Annotated in this window: 15 protein-coding genes and 1 pseudogene; 10 read left to right on the forward strand and 6 right to left on the reverse strand. The window is 57.2% G+C overall.

Features of this window, described 5'->3' with window-relative positions; translation table 11 throughout:
- Position 1: 1 nt before the first annotated feature.
- From RW023_RS06700 to guaA, 5 genes are all read left to right on the forward strand, one after another.
- On the forward strand, positions 2–2743 hold the full coding sequence (locus RW023_RS06700) for a UvrD-helicase domain-containing protein (RefSeq protein ID WP_315580466.1): 2742 nt from the start codon (positions 2–4) through the stop codon (positions 2741–2743).
- An 87-nt stretch (positions 2744–2830) separates the two neighbouring features.
- Positions 2831–4003, forward strand: coding sequence for an ADP-forming succinate--CoA ligase subunit beta (gene sucC / locus RW023_RS06705; RefSeq protein ID WP_315580467.1), 1173 nt, complete (start codon positions 2831–2833; stop codon positions 4001–4003).
- A 22-nt stretch (positions 4004–4025) separates the two neighbouring features.
- Positions 4026–4949, forward strand: a complete 924-nt coding sequence (gene sucD, locus RW023_RS06710) for a succinate--CoA ligase subunit alpha (RefSeq protein ID WP_315580468.1) — start codon at positions 4026–4028, stop codon at positions 4947–4949.
- The gene (locus RW023_RS06715) at positions 4946–6334 is read left to right on the forward strand and encodes a DUF6350 family protein (RefSeq protein WP_315580469.1); all 1389 of its coding nucleotides are present in this window, start codon (positions 4946–4948) and stop codon (positions 6332–6334) included. Before sucD ends, RW023_RS06715 begins: the two co-directional genes overlap by 4 nt.
- Positions 6335–6406: 72 nt before the next feature.
- Positions 6407–7978: a glutamine-hydrolyzing GMP synthase gene (guaA, locus tag RW023_RS06720; RefSeq protein WP_315580470.1), complete on the forward strand. Its 1572-nt coding sequence runs from the start codon at positions 6407–6409 to the stop codon at positions 7976–7978.
- A gap of 139 nt (positions 7979–8117) precedes the next feature.
- Here guaA and RW023_RS06725 read toward each other — a convergent pair whose 3' ends face one another.
- A complete protein-coding gene (locus RW023_RS06725; RefSeq protein ID WP_315580471.1) occupies positions 8118–9083 on the reverse strand; it encodes an Abi family protein in 966 nt (321 codons plus the stop codon).
- A 192-nt stretch (positions 9084–9275) separates the two neighbouring features.
- Here RW023_RS06725 and RW023_RS06730 point away from each other — a divergent pair, with 192 nt between their 5' ends.
- The 3 genes from RW023_RS06730 (at position 9276) to RW023_RS06740 (ending at position 12294) form a co-directional block, all read left to right on the forward strand.
- Complete coding sequence (locus RW023_RS06730) at positions 9276–10145, forward strand: DUF2262 domain-containing protein (RefSeq protein WP_315580472.1); 870 nt, start codon at positions 9276–9278, stop codon at positions 10143–10145.
- 136 nt (positions 10146–10281) lie between these two features.
- The gene (locus RW023_RS06735) at positions 10282–11304 is read left to right on the forward strand and encodes a DUF5692 family protein (protein WP_315580473.1); all 1023 of its coding nucleotides are present in this window, start codon (positions 10282–10284) and stop codon (positions 11302–11304) included.
- A gap of 30 nt (positions 11305–11334) precedes the next feature.
- A complete protein-coding gene (locus tag RW023_RS06740) occupies positions 11335–12294 on the forward strand; it encodes a DUF5692 family protein (RefSeq protein ID WP_315580474.1) in 960 nt (319 codons plus the stop codon).
- Here RW023_RS06740 and RW023_RS06745 read toward each other — a convergent pair.
- Genes RW023_RS06745 through RW023_RS06760 form a run of 4 tightly spaced genes read right to left on the reverse strand, consistent with a single transcriptional unit; the run spans position 12264 to position 15836 of the window.
- Complete coding sequence (locus tag RW023_RS06745) at positions 12264–12761, reverse strand: hypothetical protein (RefSeq protein ID WP_399499462.1); 498 nt, start codon at positions 12759–12761, stop codon at positions 12264–12266. The two genes, RW023_RS06740 and RW023_RS06745, sit on opposite strands and share 31 nt — an antisense overlap.
- A gap of 4 nt (positions 12762–12765) precedes the next feature.
- Positions 12766–13344 (reverse strand): hypothetical protein, encoded by a 579-nt coding sequence (locus tag RW023_RS06750; RefSeq protein ID WP_315580475.1) that lies wholly within the window; start codon positions 13342–13344, stop codon positions 12766–12768.
- Positions 13345–13389: 45 nt separating this feature from the next.
- Positions 13390–14424 carry a 5-methylcytosine-specific restriction endonuclease system specificity protein McrC gene (mcrC, locus tag RW023_RS06755; protein ID WP_315580476.1) on the reverse strand — a complete coding sequence of 345 codons (1035 nt, stop codon included), beginning with the start codon at positions 14422–14424 and terminating at the stop codon, positions 13390–13392.
- Positions 14421–15836 (reverse strand): AAA family ATPase, encoded by a 1416-nt coding sequence (locus RW023_RS06760; RefSeq protein ID WP_315580477.1) that lies wholly within the window; start codon positions 15834–15836, stop codon positions 14421–14423. The genes mcrC and RW023_RS06760 overlap by 4 nt, the downstream gene beginning before the upstream one ends.
- Before the next feature lie 299 nt (positions 15837–16135).
- Between RW023_RS06760 and RW023_RS06765 the strand changes: the two genes are divergently transcribed.
- Both RW023_RS06765 and RW023_RS06770 read left to right on the forward strand, forming a co-directional pair.
- Entirely contained in the window at positions 16136–16759 is a 624-nt protein-coding gene (locus tag RW023_RS06765; protein ID WP_315580478.1) for a helix-turn-helix domain-containing protein, read from the forward strand.
- On the forward strand, positions 16759–17253 hold the full coding sequence (locus RW023_RS06770; protein ID WP_315580479.1) for a hypothetical protein: 495 nt from the start codon (positions 16759–16761) through the stop codon (positions 17251–17253). The genes RW023_RS06765 and RW023_RS06770 overlap by 1 nt, the downstream gene beginning before the upstream one ends.
- Positions 17254–17586: 333 nt before the next feature.
- Here RW023_RS06770 and RW023_RS06775 read toward each other — a convergent pair.
- A pseudogene (locus tag RW023_RS06775) lies at positions 17587–18131 on the reverse strand (P27 family phage terminase small subunit); the annotation flags it as partial.
- Between the last annotated feature and the right edge of the window lie 17 nt (positions 18132–18148).

Raw genomic sequence — 18148 nt, forward strand, 5'->3', positions numbered from 1 at the left:
AATGGATCAGGATCACTCACTTCCCAATCTCGGCTCTTTCCTCGATTTCGGTTCCGATCAGGCGGAGGACCTTCCCCTCTACGACCCAAGCTCCTCGAGCAATGAAATGGGCGTGGGAGCGGGTTCTTCTGTTGGCACTTTGGATCAGGGAGCGCCTCAATGGGGACAGGCGAGCGACCAAGGTAGTTGGACGCGGCACAGTGACCCTGAAAGCCTTCTCAAGGGCTTGAATGACCAGCAACGCGCAGCGGTCGAGCATCGGGGCGTTCCTTTGCTCATCATGGCCGGTGCGGGCTCTGGGAAGACTCGCGTTCTGACACACCGGATTGCGTACCTTTTGGCTACCGGTCAAGCCCGTGCGGGCGAGATTTTGGCGATTACCTTCACCAATAAGGCAGCAGCTGAGATGCGCGAGCGCGTCGAGGCCCTGGTTGGTGGGGGAGCAGCGCGCAGGATGTGGGTGTCGACTTTCCACTCGGCTTGTGTGCGATTACTTCGCGCGGAATACCGTGCGGCTGGTTTGCGCTCGACGTTTAGCATCTACGATTCGCAGGACTCACAGCGCCTGATCCAGATGGTGCTCAAGAGCTCGGATGTAGATATTAAACGATTCACGCCCAAGTTGGTTGCCGCGCGTATTTCGGACCTTAAGAACGAGCTCATTTCCTGGCAGGAATACCGAGATGCCGCGCCGAATGACCCCATTTCACGGGTTGTTGCTTCAGCCTACGAAGAATATGAGAAGCGCCTTGCACAGTCCAATGCCTTGGACTTTGATGACCTGATTTCTCGCACGGTACGTCTGCTCAAAGACAATCCGGCGATCGCCGAGCACTACCATCGTCGCTTCCGTCATATCTTGGTCGATGAGTATCAAGACACGAACCATGCACAGTACGTGCTGGTGCGCGAACTGGTGGGCACCGGGGACGATGGGGTGGAACCGGGGCAGCTGACGGTTGTCGGTGACTCAGACCAGTCAATCTATGCTTTCCGCGGTGCAACGATTCGCAATATCGAAGAATTCGAGCGAGATTTTCCGGGTGCGCGGACCATTTTGCTGGAACAGAACTATCGTTCCACCCAAAATATCTTGTCCGCTGCCAACGCTGTTATTGCTCGAAATGAAGGCCGTCGCGCAAAGAACCTGTGGACGGCATCGGGGGACGGTGCACTTATTACTGTTGACGCAGCGGACTCGGATCGGGACGAAGCACGTTTCATCGTTTCAGAGATGGAAAAGCTGTCGGCAGCCGGGACCCGCTGGGCAGATATCGCCGTCTTCTACCGGACGAACTCACAATCACGAGCAATCGAAGAACTCTTGGTTCGCCAAGGTATTCCCTACCGAGTCGTCGGGGGCACTCGCTTCTATGAACGCGCGGAAATCAAGGACGCGCTGGCCTACCTTCAGGTGATCTCGAACCCCGACGACACGGTTGCACTGCGACGGATCATCAACACCCCTCGTCGTGGGATTGGCACCAAGGCAGAGACGGACCTCATTGCCCACAGTGATCGCTACGGGATCTCCATGGGCGCGGCCGCCCGGGATTGTTGGATTTCTCAGGGCCGAGGCCTCGGAGAAGCAGAAGGAACCGGACTGACCTTGGCGGAACTTCCCAAGGAAGAGGCTGAGGAAGCGCGAGGGGGAGTGGCCGGGCTGAGCCCGCGCGCGGCCTCGGCGATCGGCGATTTTTGGGGACTGATTGAAGCCATGCGTCGCGCGGAACAGGCCGGCGCAAGCGCAGCGGAGATTCTCGAAGAAGTCCTTGATCGAACGGGATATCTTGCAACTTTGCGACGTTCCCAAGACCCTCAGGATGCCTCGCGAGTGGAAAACCTTGCCGAATTGCACGCGGTTGCGTTGGACTACGTGCAGACCAGCGGTGAGGTCGGCTTGGCAGGATTCCTTGAACGTGTTGCCCTGGTTGCTGACTCGGATCAACTTCCCGAGGAAGAAAGCGGAAGCGGGCAGGTTACCCTCATGACGGTTCACACCGCGAAGGGCCTTGAATTCCCGGTCGTCTTCGTGACCGGTATGGAGGATGGCACTTTCCCGCACCAGCGCTCGCTGGGTGACCCCGAAGAATTGGCAGAAGAACGCCGTTTGGCCTATGTCGCTATCACTCGCGCCCGCAAGCAGCTTTACCTTACGCGCGCGGCTGTGCGAAGCGCGTGGGGAGCACCTCAGGAAATGCCTCCTTCGCGGTTCTTGGATGACATTCCCGTCGAACTCTTGGACATTCGTCGATCCTCAACCTCGATGGAGCGCCTGCGCGCTGGATACGGCGGCGGTTCCGGATACGGTTCGGGTGGTTATGGCGCTTACTCGGGGTCCGGTTACGGCTCTTCCTATGGGGGCAGGTCTGGGGGCTATGGCTCAGACCACGCAGATTACGGATACTCGCGCCGTGATGACGATGGCGGTCCGGTCTTTGGTGGACGCAGTGGTGGATCCGGTAGCAGCGATGGCGGCCCGCTTGCCGGCCGAGGCCTGGGTGGGAAACGCGGCGCGCCCGCAGCGCGAACTGCAGTCTCGCGGCCAACGGGCACAAGTGCTCCGAAAAACACGCTTAACCCAGAGGAGGTGCGCGTGGGGGATCGCGTCCGTCACGCAACTTTGGGTGAAGGTACGGTTATCGGCCTCGAGGGGGCTGGAGAGCGCACCATTGCGCAAGTTGCCTTCGCATCGGCTGAAAAACGCCTGTTGCTGCGGATGGCCCCCATGGAAAAGATCTAGTCGCGGTAGGCTTAAGGAAGTTGCGCGCCACAGTTCACGTGGTAACCGCGCAAGGCAGCGCCTTCGGGCACAAAGTGAAGGGACACAATGGATCTCTACGAATACCAAGCACGGGAGTTATTCGCTGCTCACGGCGTCCCCGTACTTGCGGGAATCGTTGCACGCACCCCAGATGAGGCCTATGAGGCAGCACAGAAGCTGCTGGCCGACAATGACCTTCTGGTGGTCAAAGCTCAAGTGAAGATCGGCGGCCGAGGCAAGGCCGGTGGCGTGAAACTGGCTCGCACTGCAGAAGAAGCGCGCGAAAAGGCCGAAGCAATCTTGGGCATGGATATCAAGGGACACACCGTCCGTTCGGTCCTCATCGCTGCGGGCGCGGATATCGCCGAAGAATTTTACTTCTCGATCCTGCTGGATCGCTCCGAGCGCCGCGAGCTAGCACTGTGCTCGGCGCAGGGCGGCATGGATATTGAAACCTTGGCCCGTGAACACCCCGAGGCTTTGGCTCGAGTTGGCCTGGACCCCAAGGTTGGCATCGATGAAGACGTTGCCGCCCAGATCTTGGGCGAGGCCGGCTTCAACCGTTCGCACATTGAGAAGCTTGCCCCCGTTTTGGTCAAGCTTTGGGATACCTACCGGGGCGAAGATGCCACCCTGGTTGAGGTCAACCCCTTGGTTTTGACCGAGCAGGGTGATGTTTTGGCACTGGATGGCAAGGTGTCGCTGGATAACAATGCTGCTTTCCGTCATCCCGAACACGTGGCTTTTGCCGATAAGTCCGCGCAGGATCCGCGCGAGGCCATGGCAAAGGAAGCCGGACTGAACTACGTTCGCTTGGAAGGCCAAGTCGGCGTGATCGGTAACGGTGCCGGCTTGGTGATGTCCACCCTGGACGTTGTTGCCTTGGCCGGTGAAGAGTGGGGAGTTAAGCCCGCGAATTTCCTGGACATCGGTGGCGGTGCCTCGGCAGAAGTTATGGCCAATGGCTTGGACGTCATCCTTGGCGATGATCAGGTTCGCTCTGTCTTCGTCAATGTTTTCGGCGGAATTACCGCATGCGATCAAGTCGCTCGCGGAATCGTTGGCGCCTTGGAAGCCTTGGGAGATGCTGCCTCTAAGCCTCTGGTCGTGCGCTTGGATGGCAACAAGGTCGAGGAAGGCCGCGCGATCTTGCGCGAGGCCGCACACCCCCTGGTTCACATGGAAGAAACAATGGATGGCGCAGCACGCCGCGCCGCCGAACTGGCCGCGAACGCCTGAGACGGGACGGGACTGAAAACTCATGAGTATTTTTATTGATTCCACTTCGCGCGTCATTGTTCAGGGAATGACCGGCTCAGAAGGCCAAAAGCACACGACCCGTATGCTGGCAGCCGGCACAAATATCGTCGGCGGTGTGAACCCGCGCAAGGCCGGTACTTCGGTGACCTTCCACGTTGAGCCTTACGGCCCGGGCGCTGAAAACCGCGCCGCCGGTGACGTTGAGGTTCCCGTGTTTGGAAGCGTTGCACAGGCCCGCGAGGAAACCGGTGCGAATGTTTCGGTTGTTTTCGTGCCCCCGGCATTCGCGAAGGGCGCTGCCATCGAAGCCATTGATGCCGGAATCGAAACCCTGGTCGTCATTACCGAAGGTATTCCCGTTCAAGATTCGACCGAATTCGTTGACTACGCGCTTGAGCGTGGGGTCCGCCTGATCGGCCCGAACTGCCCCGGAATCATCAGCCCCGGACAATCTAATGTGGGCATTACCCCCGCAGATATTACGGGTCCTGGTCGACTGGGCTTGGTGTCGAAGTCGGGTACCTTGACCTACCAGCTCATGTACGAGCTACGCGACCTGGGCTTCACGACCTGTATTGGTATTGGCGGTGACCCGGTTGTGGGGACCACCCACATCGATGCGCTGGAAGCTTTTGAAAACGACCCCGACACCGACCTGGTTGTCATGATCGGTGAGATCGGTGGGGACGCCGAAGAACGCGCCGCAGCGTGGATCTCCGAGCACATGACCAAGCCGGTCGTCGCCTACATTGCAGGCTTCACTGCCCCCGAAGGCAAGACCATGGGCCACGCGGGCGCGATCGTGTCGGGAAGTTCTGGCACGGCCTCGGCAAAGGCGAAGGCACTGGAAGCGGTTGGCGTGAAGGTTGGTCGTACCCCTTCGCAGACTGCGATTTTGGCACGTGAGGCGCTGGCTGCTCGATGAGTGAGGATCCCACCGCGCGTACGACGGTCACGACAGTTTCCGCCCGCCCGACCATCCGCGTTGCTCTTCCACAGGGTTGGGCGCGCTCGATGCTGTCCGGGATCGAGGCGGCTCTGCTGGGTTGGGCGCTGGTCGTTGTCCCGACCCTGATCGCCTACGCCGCGGTGTCCTCTAACCAGTGGATGGTGTCCACCACCTGGGAGGACGCCTTCCACTTTGCCTCTGACCTGTGGGGCGCCTCGCTTGGAGCGCGAGTGGTCTCTGGGGATGTCTCCTATCGCGCAGTACCCCTGCTATTTGTGTTGCTTCTAATTGTCCTGACCAAGCTGCTTTTGCTGCAAGGACGGCGTTTTTCGCCGGCTTCGCAGTGGATGGCAATTCCCGGTTTCACCGTGACCGCGCTGCTTTTGGCCGGTGGAATTGGTACGCACGTGAGTGTGTGGGGTGCGCTTCCCCTGGCCATCATCATCCCCTTGATTGCGGCAGCCTGGGAGGTCGCGCGTGCGCCAAAGAATCTTGAGCTCCGCTTTGAGCTACCCAGGTGGGTCAGCGTTGGAGTGCGCACGGGCTGGCGCGCATCGTGGGCTCTGGCGGTTTATGGCGGACTTTTCTTACTGCTTTCGGTGATTGTCTCTTGGTCGCGGATCCGTGGAATTCACGAGCTCTTGCTGCCGACTTCCACGGTTGATTCGATCATGATCGTTGTCGCACAGGCGTTGTTTATTCCCAACGCGATTGTGTGGGCACTGTCCTGGCTTTCCGGTCCCGGTTTTTACCTTGGCAGCGACGCCTTGCATTCACCGACTTCCGCCCCCGTTGGGCCGATCCCAGCGATCCCGCTGTTTGGTGCGACCCCAGCAAGTGCCCCCGGCAACTGGGTGGTCCTTGCGCTGATCGTATTTGGCGTGGCGCTTGGTGTGTACCTGCGTCTGCGCAAGGGCAGTGAATCACTTCTTGAGGACCTCTACCAAGGTGGTATCGCCGCTGTGATGATCGCAGCCGTCTACTTGGCGACTTCCTTGGGTTCGGCCCTGGTTTTGGGAAATGGACGCTTGGCTTTCTTGGGGCCACGAATGTCCCTTTCCGCGCTGTGTCTTTTTGCCGAGGTTGCCTGCGGTGTGCTCGTCACTGTGGCGCTTTCGCACCCGGTGAGCGTGGAGTGGGCGCGTGAGCTTGTAGGCGCTGGGAAGGCTCGCGTGCGCGAGCGTCGCCATCCCGAGGCCGCAGTCGGGGCAGTTGCGCCCGTGGAGCTGGCCCCCGAGGTGCTGAGCGACGACGTACCCGTCGAGGAAGAAACTCAGCCAGCGGAGGAGCCCGCTGAAGACGCCGAGAACGTCGCTGAGGAAGCTCAGGCCTCGGAAGAAGAGGACACACCCAGCAACTAAACCAACCTGGTGTGGGGGAGTGCTCGCTGCTTGGCCTCGTCGAAGAGGCAGTGCAGCAGGTAGCATGGTGGGGTGACTTCAGCTGATCTTCATCCCGTCCTTGTTGTCGATTTTGGTGCGCAGTACGCCCAGCTCATTGCTCGTCGCGTGCGCGAAGCCAGCGTCTATTCGGAAATCGTCCCGCACACCATGCCGGTCGCCGAAATGCTTGCGAAAGAACCCGCGGCAATCATCTTGTCCGGTGGGCCCTCATCCGTGTATGAAGAGGGTGCTCCGTCGATTGATCCCACGATTTTCCAGGCCGGAGTACCGGTCTTGGGAATCTGCTACGGCTTCCAGACCATGGCCCATGCGCTGGGCGGAACCGTGGGACGCACCGGAACCCGCGAGTACGGACACACCGACGCCTCTGTTTCTGAGCAATCCTGCCTTTTCGATGGGACTCCCGAAGATCAGGTCGTGTGGATGAGCCACGGCGACGCCGTTCAGGGCGCGCCCGAAGGCTTCACAGTCACCGCATCGACTTCCGAAACGCCGGTCGCAGCTTTCGAGTCGCGCGAGCGTCGCCTCTACGGCCTGCAGTGGCACCCCGAGGTTGGGCACTCGCAGTTCGGCCAGGACGCTTTGAAGAACTTCCTCTACAAGGGCGCGGGAATTGAGCCCACGTGGACGCCGGGTTCGATTGTTGACGAGCAGGTTGCGAAGATTCGCGAGCAGGTCGGAGATGCGCAGGTGATCTGCGCCCTGTCCGGCGGCGTGGATTCCTCCGTGGCTGCGGCCCTGGTTCACAAGGCTGTTGGCGATCAACTCACCTGCTTCTTCATTGATCACGGCCTGCTGCGCGCGGGCGAGCGTGAGCAGGTCGAGAACGACTACGCGCGCGGCATGGGTATCCGCGTCATCACGTGCGACGAGTCCGAGCGCTTCTTGTCTGCTCTGGCCGGTGTCACCGACCCCGAGACCAAGCGCAAGATCATCGGCCGCGAATTCATTCGCTCTTTTGAGGCCGCCCAGAAGCAGGTCATCGAAGAGGTCGGCGCCGCTGGCGGCGAAGTGAAGTTCCTGGTCCAGGGCACCCTGTACCCCGACGTCGTTGAGTCTGGCGGCGGCGAGGGCGCAGCGAATATCAAGAGCCACCACAACGTGGGCGGTCTGCCCGAGGACATGACCTTCGAGCTGGTCGAGCCCCTGCGTACTCTGTTCAAGGATGAGGTTCGGGCGGTTGGCCGTGAGCTGGGCCTGCCCGATTACCTGGTGAACCGCCAGCCCTTCCCGGGGCCGGGCCTGGGCATTCGCATCATCGGCGAGGTCACGCGTGAGCGCTTGGATATCTTGCGCGCCGCGGACCTGATTGCTCGCGAGGAACTGACCGCTGCTGGTCTGGATCAAGAGATCTGGCAGTGCCCGGTCGTTCTGCTGGCTGACGTTCGATCCGTTGGCGTTCAGGGCGATGGCCGCACCTACGGCCACCCGATCGTGCTGCGCCCCGTCTCCTCTGAGGACGCGATGACGGCCGACTGGACGCGCCTGCCTTATGACGTTCTGGCTCGCATCTCTACGCGCATCACGAACTCTGTTGCCGAGGTTAACCGCGTGGTTTTGGATGTCACGTCCAAGCCGCCGGCAACCATTGAGTGGGAGTAAAACTTCCACGTTGGTTTAAACGCGTGGGCCCGGGAGCGCTCTGGTGAGTGCTCCCGGGCCTTTGAGCTAGGGATAAAAATAGGAGCGAATCCGTCAACACGGACCCGCTCCCTAAACCATAAGGTTTGCTATCTGTCTGCTAGTTTAACAGGCCGACTCTCTCTGTCAATTCTCTGAGAAAACTCAACGCGGCAAGAAACGAAGGTGCAGCGTCTTTCGTGTTGATTAAGTCGGAGTTGGCACTCACGTCATCAAATACAGCTTTAAGTTCGGTGGTTGCGCGGGAGCGAGAGTTTCCTGCACTAATGAGTAAATTATGGAGAAGAATCACGGTCACGATCTCTTGTAATACGGGGTTCTTCATCCAATGCCGCCGTCGGGCTTTTGAAATTCCTGTTTCTGCGAGTAACCGGTTGATAGTTGAAGATGGCCGCCGCTGGAATTCATTCTGCTTTCTCACAATGCTGTTAATAATGCATGAGCCGTGAGCGGCGGCATTTCGCAGTGAATTTACACGCTTAAGATCGTAGTGGAGATTTCTGAGCTGTTTATCATCCCATCGACTTGCGCAGAAATGCACAAAGCTTCTGAGTGTTCCAAAAGAGACGAGTTCTAGGAATGCCCAGACTGGGAGAACGTCGTGATATTGATCGTTAATCCAGCTGTTATACGGACTCTTCAGGCTGCGTTGGATTTCTTGGTTGATGCGTGGGGAGAAGTGGGGATCTAGCGTCTCAAGAAAAGAAGTAACGATTGCATATTCGTTTCCCTCATATTTCTCCATTTTCTGGAGTGTTAGGACCTTGGAAATGTGCTCAAGATCCAGTGTCATCCCGAGCAAAGCGTGACGTAAACGTTGATCGATGGAGGCCAGTAATCTAAGTTGAGCGAAGTCTGGTTTGTTGAACTGCGAATCCTCTGTGACAGATCCGGTGAAAATAGCGCGGTATGAAAGAATTTTAAAGAAATTGCACTTAGTGCTGAGGTAATGCTCAGCATCTCTTTTCCCGTGAAGGTCGAAACGAATACCTTCTGATTCAAGACGGAATATCTGGTCGTGTATCGGAACGAGTTTTTGCCTCTTGTGATTTTCTGTCCCCGTCATCATCCATCTCCTTCGATGGCATTCTCAGTAGGTTTTCAGCTAGGGACTCCATTCTAGTCAGACTGTAGTGGTTTGAACGGTGAAATTACGGTGCCTGTGGATTGTGTGTGGGCTGAAGTTGTAGGCTCAGTCCGCTGAGTTCTCGCGTGAATTCTCTTTCAGGTGGAAGTGTTTTTTAGGGAAGGAACCCTCATGAATTTACTTGAGTACATGCGTGCGAAAAACCGCATGACGCAAGCGGAGTGGGAGTGCACTTTCGAGGATGACGAACGCGAGATTCTTGTTGTCCTTGCTGAGGGACAGGGGGCCAATAAGAGGAACGGATTTTGGGAAGTTTCTGTTGAATTTCTCGCGCACGTGGAGTGTGAGACCGGTATCTTGTCCCCAAATGAAGGGCGCTTAGTCTATCCCGCCACTGATGAGGACCATGATGCGGGAGATATATTTTCTCGCTTTAAAGAGCGGACGATTTATCGCGTGAAGGTACGCAAGAAGATCCCCGAAGAAGTACCTGAGATTGTTACTGCTTCCTCGCAGAATCAGTTTCGAGTTGTCGAGGTTTGTGAAGAGAACCCTCCGTGTCCAGAGTTGGAAGAGATTCTGGCTGAATACTGCAGGCCAATCATCTTGAATGACGAGGCCCTAGGAGAGCTAACCCTGGATAAAACCCTGGGGATCTTTGAGGGGAAAGCTCAGTGGCGTGGCGCGTCAATCGACATTTCGCTGGAGGTTAACCCGGCTCAAAAGGCGAGCTGGACGAAAGCCAGAAAAGCGATGAAGAGTCTGCTCGCAAGCCAAGAACAATGGGACCGCGACATGCGTTCCTGCGCAGCACATTCATTGACCGCGAGCGGTAGCGATTGGCAGGAATCTGGTGACGACGAGGCTCCAGAAATTACAGAAGAGAGCTTTGCTCAGCGAATTGAGCTCAGCAGCATATCGATGAGCGCAGGCGGCTCATTCACCGCCTATTTCGACGATGATCAGATGTTCTTCGGACACTGCATCATGGTGCGTGGAACCCTAAAGAAAGGCGCCGTGTCGGCACAAATGGGCTGGTGAGTGTCAAAGCTCACACTTAAGCCTGTCCTCCTTGCTAAAATCACCCTCAAAGCACGAATCACGTCGACGAAGGCGTCACCGCATATCGTGCACCTTCCCTCGATGTGTTCGCGAAAACACGCAGAGAGGATTCGTCGTGTTCTTTTACGAGCCGCTTTCAGCAACAGCATGGGTAAGCGTCCTGCTCTACCTCGTATTTCTCATCGGCATGAATGAGTTATCGCGCCTTAACAAATGGATTGGCTGCGCGATGTTCATTGCCCTGCCCATCATTCTGACGATCTTTGTCTGGACTCACACTGCCGTCGCCGGAACCGGTGCGGGCACTTGGTTCCAATGGGTGAAAACCTACTCTTGCCTTGCGGGTGCAATCCTGGGGTGGCTCATTGTCTATTTTCCGGCTTTTCAAAAGAAGTACATTGTTTGTATCCCTCCCGCCGTCTTCGCCATCAACATCCTCGAAGCCTGCGTACGCGACTTCCAATTGACCGGTGTCAACGGAATCGTCGACGGTTACATGGTTGTCGGCGGCCCGTGGAACGTCATCAACGGTATCGCTGGCATTCTCAACGCAGTCTGCATCTGTGGTTTCTTCGGAATCATCGTGAGCCGCGGCAAGAAGAAAGACTTTATCTGGCCTGACCAACTGTGGTTCTGGATCATCGGCTATGACCTGTGGAACTTCGCTTACACCTACAACAGTGTTTCCGACCGCTCAATGTACTGCGGTCTTGTTCTTCTTGCGGCGTGCACGATCCCCGCGTTCTTCATTAAACGCGGTGCCTACGCCCAACACCGCGTCCGTACTCTTGCGGTCAATATGATCGTCACGATGACTGTCCCTTGGTTCTTCTTGCACCCGAGCTTCATCGTGCATTCAACGAACCGTCCTGAAGCGCATATGACGATTTCAGTCATTGCGCTCCTGTTCAACATTGGTGTCTTCGCCTATCAGGCCTACACGATCATCGTGAAGAAACGTAACCCCTTCAAGGGTGAGCTTTACATCGACAGCCCGCGCTTCCGCAGCGTCTACCTCGAGAATATTGACGTTCCCGAAGATGTGCGAGAAGCGGCTCTGACGAACCTTGAAGAATTCGGTTACGAGGCCGCGTGGGATGAGAAGGGTCGCGTGTGCACAATGGTCGCGCCCAAGTGAGCGTCGGCCTCGGGAATCAAGGAGGATTCCATGGGTATCTTGTACCAGGCAAGTGATCTGAAAGTTTGGGCAATCTGGCTTTTCGTCGTTTTCGCCCTCATGGCCTTCAACGAATTGGGACGCACGAGCGCGTGGGGCGGCGTCGCCCTCTTCATCGTCGCACCCATCGTACTGACGGTTTTTGTCTGGCCCTATACCGCTGCTCCCGGTAACAGCTATGGGACTGGGAACTGGTTTAACTGGGCGAAAACCTATTCTGCGCTCGCGGGGTGTGTTGGTTTTATGGCACTGCGATACGTCACGTGGCGCGGTAGTGATGGGGGAGTGCATCACCTTTACGAGAAGCGTTGGGCCTTGTGCTTTCCTCCCTTGATCCTTGCGATCAACATTGCCGAGGCCGTGGTGCGTGACGTGCAGATGTACACCTATGGTCTGTGGAATGGCGCGGTCGTTGACCATCAGTGGATGATATCTGGGTCGTGGAACATCATGAACGCCGTTGCCGGGGTCTTGAATATTGTGACGATTTGCGGGTGGTTCGGCATATTCATTTCAAAGGACAAGTCCCGCGACATGATCTGGCCTGACATGTTGTGGATGTGGATTATCGCCTACGATCTGTGGAATTTTGCCTACACCTACAACTGCATGTCGGACCACTCGACGTACACGGGGCTGGCTCTGTTGATCGCCTGTACCGTCCCGAGTTTCTTTACGAAACGAGGCGCGTGGCTCCAGCATCGCGCGCAGACCTTGGGACTGTATGCGATGTTCGCCATGGCTTGCCCGCAGTTCTATATCTTCGGGGAGATACCGACGACTCATAATCCGTCGGCATTCTTCGTTGTGAGTGCGGTGGCTTTGGCGTCGAATGTCGCGCTTGCTGTGTACCAGTTTGCTCGGATTCGCGCTCAGCACTTGAACCCGCTGAAGGACGAGGTTTACACCGATACCGCAAGCTACCGTGAGGTTGTCGAAGAGAATCGGTGAGGTGTTGGGCGTACTGCATCCGGCAGGGAACCCCTCCGGGAGACAGCTCTGTGCGCACTTTCAGTTCTTGTGTGCGGTGATCGCAAACTGAAGGGGCAGGCGTTCGGGGTGCTCGCGAAGGTGCCAGGCTCCGGTGGAATCTTGTTCCATGAGTTCGGGCCACGGGCACCATGCAGCGCGTGGGCAAGCGAGGCCTCGGACAGATCGAGGCCAACGACGCGCGAGGCCCCGCGGCGCGCAAACCCGATCGTGTCGGTTCCGACGTGGCACTGCAGGTGGATGACCTCTTTGCCGGTGAGATCGCCGAATCGTTCGATATCTTGGGCGAGTTCGGCACTAATGGCCGTCGGGTCCTCGAGAAGACGCTGGTAGTCGCAGTAGTTGCCAGCCATGTGCAGCTCGGCGCGGTCGTCCCAGTTACGTTCGTTATCGGAAAACCATTGCGCTCGCCTGCTTGTCTCAGTCATGCGGTCATTGTATGCCGGTGGGATTTTGGTGCGGTGCGCCTGCCGAGGCCTCGGCGCTGGGTTTGTGTGCTTTGTTCGCCCCGCGCAGCTGCAGGTAGAGAACTGCAGCGGAAAAGAAGTCCGCGACGGCGAGGAAGTGTAGCGCTATGTGGAGTGCTGCGAGGGAGCCGGGGAGTAGCCCGCGTTTTGCCGCGCGAATCGAGGCCGCGAAACCGTAAGAGGATGTCGCAAGCATCAGAACGTACGACATTGCCAGCAAGGGAACAACGACGAAAGGCGCTGCAAGAAAAAGCCCAGGGATGACAAACATGATCGTCGCGATGCCCGTGGCGTAGAGGAATATCAGTGTGTAGAAGGGGATCATGCAGAGCTTGAGGACCAGATCCCAAAAGGCAAGTCGGTGCGGGCTGTCCTCTGCTCGATCAAAGCATGCGCAGAGGATGTTTGCGATCACTACAAGTAGTAGGAGAGTGCCCCACGTGGGCCAGTTGGTTCCCCAGCCGAAAAGGTCATAGAAGGGCCCGCCGCTGTAGACCGTCGCGATGAAAATGAGCGGTAAGGCGATGCGCACGACTTTGTACACGGCGAGCCTTCTTCCTGGTGAAAACTTGCACTACTGGCGAGGATATCACCGTGAAAAGTGCGCCTCTACAATCCCGTCGAGTTGGGTGCGGATCTCCTCAAAGGGGCGGTTGAGATCGAGCGTCCTTACGCTAATCATGTTCCCGCTCATCTGATAGGCCCCATCGGGGTAGACCTCTTCATCGGTCTTCGCATACAAGAGCATGCCTGATACCGTGTGCGCCTCGCTGTTATGCGCGGCCTCCATATTCTTCACATACGTGAAGATCTGATAGAGATTCCCTGAGTGCAGACTCCGTGTCCCAAAACGCTCCTGCGTGGCATGCGCATAGTACTTCGCGTCAATAATGAGCACCGTCTCCCCGCACCTCAGAGTCACATCGGATCGCATCGTCGGCAGCATGTCGTCAAAACCGTCATCGAGCGCCCACGCAATATGCGGTGCACTCGCCTGGATTTCTGGATGCTCCTGGCGGTAGTACTCCAAAATAAATTTCTCGTATAAGCGACACATGTTCTGCTCGTCCAAAAATTCCGCAAGCCGGGTATCCCCGCTTTCATTGGTGTGCAGAAGCCCCGAGTAAATCAGCCAACAGACATTGAGCAGCATGCGATAGGTCTGATTATTGCGGTCAAAACGCATCCGCCAGTTAGCTGCTCCGAGCTCGATATCCGAAACCTCTGCGAAGAAGGGAAGGAACCTGCGCAATTCTTTCTTCCGAGGCCTCGAAATCCGTGAGCGCATCAAGGCAATGCACGTCGCCTTGATGATCTGGTTCATCTGGGTATCAAGGGAAAATTCGTCGTAACTGCACACCAACTGCTGGCGCAGAATTGAGCGCGTTTTGAGGGACTCCGTGACCTCGATTTTTCCGCGCAGAGAAGACAGCGGTTCTGTAACGTCGACATAGGAGCGTCCGAGGCCTCGTTTCAGTTGGGAGCGCACGCCGCGGATCAGGATCTCAGCCAAGAGCTCCGCAGTGGAGGCAAATTCCTCGGTCGCAATGTCACGGTACCCCTGCTGGCGTAGCACCTGGAAGGCGTACGCGAGCATGTAGTAGGTGTTACGAATCGGAATCATTGGATCGAGCGGCGAAGTGCCTCGGACCAGACGCGAACCTTCTCCTGGTCATCAAACCAGTACTCGCCAAGCATGGGGACGAGCTCGTATTCAATGATCGCTGAAAGGCTGGCGTGATCGACTGTTCCTCCGACGAATCCACAGAAGTAACTGTGCCCGATCATGAAACCTTCGCCAAGAGACTCATCGCTCGCGATCTCGGTGTTCAGCCTGGCCACGCACGAGACCAAATTGTCGAAAGCGGTACTGCCCACGGCCTCGCGATAGCGCGTGAAACCGGCGGAAGAAAAGCCCGGGTTGAGGGTGAAGAATGCAAAGCGGCGACGTAGTGCGTAGTCGAGCAAAGCAAGTGAGCGGTCCGCTGTGTTCATCAAGCCGATCAGGTACACGTTGCTAGGTACGTAGAAACGCTCACGCGAATACAACAACTGGAGTTTGTTCTTCTCACCGCGTTTATCATTTTCGATAAGCATGAAGAGCTCGCCGAAAATCTTTGAAAGATTTCCGCGGTTGATCTCGTCAATGATGAAGAAATAATCGCGCTCGTTGTCGTCGGCTGCCTTCTTGCAGAAGGTGTAGAACGCACCTTTGGAAAGCTCGAAACCGTCCGCGCTGGGGCGGTAGCCCTCGATGAAGTCTTCGTAGGAGTAGCTTTGGTGGAATTGCACCATCATGACGCGTTCGGCGTCTTTCGCGCCCATGATCGAATACGCGAGTCGCTTCGCCGCGAAGGTCTTGCCGACGCCGGGTGCACCTTGCAAAATGACGTTCTTCTTCGCGCGAAGTAGCCCGGTGAGGGTGTCGTATTGCTGATTGGACATAAAGACTTCCGAGAGGAAATCTTCCCTGTCATATGCGGGGTATTCGATCGGAGGTTGGTCGTCGATGACCTCATCGGTTTCGACCTCGAAAAGAGTTTCGATAGCTGCGACAAGGATGGTGTCATCCGTGATGTCAGTCAGTGTTTTCATCGGGAGTATGCGATCAACTGCCCACTCTCCCTTGTGTGTCCACTCAACGCTGCGGAGGTTGGGGAAGTGCCCCTGGGCTTCGTCGTATTCGTAGTCTCCGGTGACGAGGCCGCGCCCGAGGATCTTCCCTCGACCTTCCTTTACGAAAACGATGTCACCGGGCTTGAGATCGTTGGCGAACTTCCAGAGCGTGTTGGCGTCGTTGCGAGGGTTGGTCGTTCCTCTGCTTGAGCTGACGGCAAGGCGGATCTCTTCTTTGCTTGCGTACGCGGAAAGGTCGCCAAGTTCGTGCCAGGCAAGTCCCATCACTCCCTGGCTGTAGAAGTCTTCCCACATGCTCGCACGCATGCCTGGCGCGTAGAGCCAGTAGTGAGTCGTTTCAACATCAGCGTCACCGAGGGAGTTTTCGATGGGTGTCATGTTGGAGGTGAATTGACCCATATCTATAGCGGCCTTCCTTGAACGCGCTTGTAAACCTGGGTCTAATGCTAGTTTGCGTTCTTCTCCAATTGGCGAATTTTTATGTAAGTAGCTCGAAAAATAGTCCGATTGTCTGCATATACGTCCGATCGCGCTTGCAAAGGCCGTATTCGAGTCAAGCTTGAACGCCGGAATTCCCTAAGTGCCGCTCGCCCGTAAGAAGTAGTTGCTCAACGTATATGTATATGCGTAGGTGAGGCGGACGAGGCTATACTGAACACTGTTCATTATAGAGTAAAACCGGCGAGAGGGGGATTTTTGTGCCCAAGCAGGTCATCGACAAAGACAAACTCATCGACCAGGCGTATTCAATTGCGGCGCGCGAAGGAATCTCCGCACTCTCCGTGCGAAAACTGGCCGGAGCGTGCGGGATCGCTGTTGGTTCGGTGTACATGTATTTCCCAACAAAAGCGGACCTGACGGCCGCAGTATTCACGCGATTTTTTGGTCAGGCGCTCTTCGAGGAGTGCTGCAGGGTTGATGGGAATGAGAGTTTCGTCGACTACGTGCGGAAATTGCGCGGTGCTTTGGGCGTGGCCTTGGCGGACATGGACGTTGATTGGTTCGCTGAGATGCGCCGTCTTCCCCGCAGTGAGCACGAGGCCTTGGAGGCTGCACGCGGACCGATGTTGGCCCACATGGAGCAGGGACTGGAGCATGTGTTGGAAGGGGATCCGGCGGTCGTTCGCTCTCGCTTGGTTGGCGCGCTGAGTCCTGACAAACTCTGTCCTTTCGTTCTGGGAGCTGTTTTTACCTCGCTCATGGAGGGCTCTGATTGTGAGCCCCTCTTTGCCCTTCTTGACGCCAGCTTGTACGAGGCCCTAGCTGAGAGTCGTGCTCCAGGATGCGTCGCCGCTGCCCCGATTGAAAAGAAAGATTGCTGATGACGCTGCTCAAAATGAAGAAAGAAAACCTGATTATCGTTGCCGGAGTGGTTTGGCTGCTGGCGGGTGCAAATGTTGCCCTAATTGGAGCTCGTGCGGCCGTTGAAATGAGTGGTGCAGCTGTTGGCGTTGTCGTTGCTCTTGTTGTCGGTGCTGTCGCGGCGTTTTTCGCCTTCCATGCCATCTTCGGCACAATTGTCCTGAAGAACGCGCAGAGGATCCGAGGCCTAGACGGCGAGTGCCTGAGCTTCCTGCGCTTCTTAGACCTCAAGGGCTACCTGATCATGGCCTTCATGATGTCATTCGGCTTTGGGCTGCGTCTAAGCGGGCTTATTCCCAACTGGTTTTTCGCCTTCTTCTACACCGGGCTGGGGTGTGCGCTGACCTTGGCGGGGGCCAGCTTCCTGTTGCACCGAGCGTTTGGTGAAGGATGGACTTTTCATTCCCCGAAGGTGGACAGGGATGCTGTTTGTCGCGAGGAGAGGATTTCTTAGCGCGGCTAGCCTCGGATGGCTAATGGAGGCTTTAAAGGGGAATATGTTCTTGACCGGTTGCAAGCCGGTGAATTCGTTTGCCGAGCTTGTTACTGGCGTGCGTGGGCGAAGGGAGCCCACGCCATGTCGGGCTGTTCCGATCAGCCCGTGGATATATCTACCGTCAAGAAGAACGCCGAGGTTCATGGCTACACATATCTGAGGCCACTGACGAATCCCAGCTTGAAGGATGATCCTCACGCCACGCGCGAGGGCGGTGCGCACAGACTCCCGGATACGCGGGCGGTGGTTGGTGGTGATTTCGCCGGTGACGATGATCCGCCGACCGGCTGCCATCACCTCGTCGCCGGGCGTGGTGCCCGCGTAATCGGTGGTGCAGGTGGCGCGCACGATCTCGTAAATCTCGTACCAATACACATTCGCCTGCTTCCCGAAACTCTGGGACATGGCGACAAGCGGGCTGGCGATGGCGGCACCGGTGGTGGGGTGTTTGCCGAGTAGGCCGAACTTGGAGATCGCCTGCTCGCACTGCACATACCGGCAAACGCCTGCGCATACGCCTCAATCAGGCGAGGCGCCACGAATTGGGAACAGCCACGTTGATCGAGCCACTGCCACATCTCCCGATAGACGAGGTCAGCACCAAGCGGTTTGCCGTCACGCTGAATCTCCGACAGATAGTCCGATGGTTCGGGCATCGTCTCCCCGGCAAGCATCGCACCGTCGCCAATGTCATTACCTGCGAAGTCGAAGGGTTCGTTGAGCGGGTCTTCCAGGCGGGTGGCGGGGCGTCCGGCGGCGAGTTTCTCGCCCAGCGGGCCGGGCTTCGCGCCTGCACGCACGCGGCGTCCGCCCCGGTTTGTGCCATCACGAGCCATGCTTTTTCCCGGGTGTT

It is taken from the genome of uncultured Actinomyces sp. (assembly GCF_963542285.1).
Taxonomy (GTDB): domain Bacteria; phylum Actinomycetota; class Actinomycetes; order Actinomycetales; family Actinomycetaceae; genus Pauljensenia.

Excerpts from the sequence above, each read along its gene's own strand:
- RW023_RS06730 (WP_315580472.1), top strand. The coding sequence starts at position 9,276 with ATGAATTTACTTGAGTACATGCGTGCGAAAAACCGCATGACGCAAGCG.
- RW023_RS06700 (WP_315580466.1), top strand. The coding sequence starts at position 2 with ATGGATCAGGATCACTCACTTCCCAATCTCGGCTCTTTCCTCGATTTC.
- RW023_RS06770 (WP_315580479.1), top strand. The coding sequence starts at position 16,759 with ATGACGCTGCTCAAAATGAAGAAAGAAAACCTGATTATCGTTGCCGGA.
- RW023_RS06745 (WP_399499462.1), bottom strand. The coding sequence starts at position 12,761 with ATGACTGAGACAAGCAGGCGAGCGCAATGGTTTTCCGATAACGAACGT.
- RW023_RS06715 (WP_315580469.1), top strand. The coding sequence starts at position 4,946 with ATGAGTGAGGATCCCACCGCGCGTACGACGGTCACGACAGTTTCCGCC.
- RW023_RS06740 (WP_315580474.1), top strand. The coding sequence starts at position 11,335 with ATGGGTATCTTGTACCAGGCAAGTGATCTGAAAGTTTGGGCAATCTGG.
- sucC (WP_315580467.1), top strand. The coding sequence starts at position 2,831 with ATGGATCTCTACGAATACCAAGCACGGGAGTTATTCGCTGCTCACGGC.
- mcrC (WP_315580476.1), bottom strand. The coding sequence starts at position 14,424 with ATGATTCCGATTCGTAACACCTACTACATGCTCGCGTACGCCTTCCAG.
- RW023_RS06760 (WP_315580477.1), bottom strand. The coding sequence starts at position 15,836 with ATGGGTCAATTCACCTCCAACATGACACCCATCGAAAACTCCCTCGGT.
- sucD (WP_315580468.1), top strand. The coding sequence starts at position 4,026 with ATGAGTATTTTTATTGATTCCACTTCGCGCGTCATTGTTCAGGGAATG.
- RW023_RS06725 (WP_315580471.1), bottom strand. The coding sequence starts at position 9,083 with ATGACGGGGACAGAAAATCACAAGAGGCAAAAACTCGTTCCGATACAC.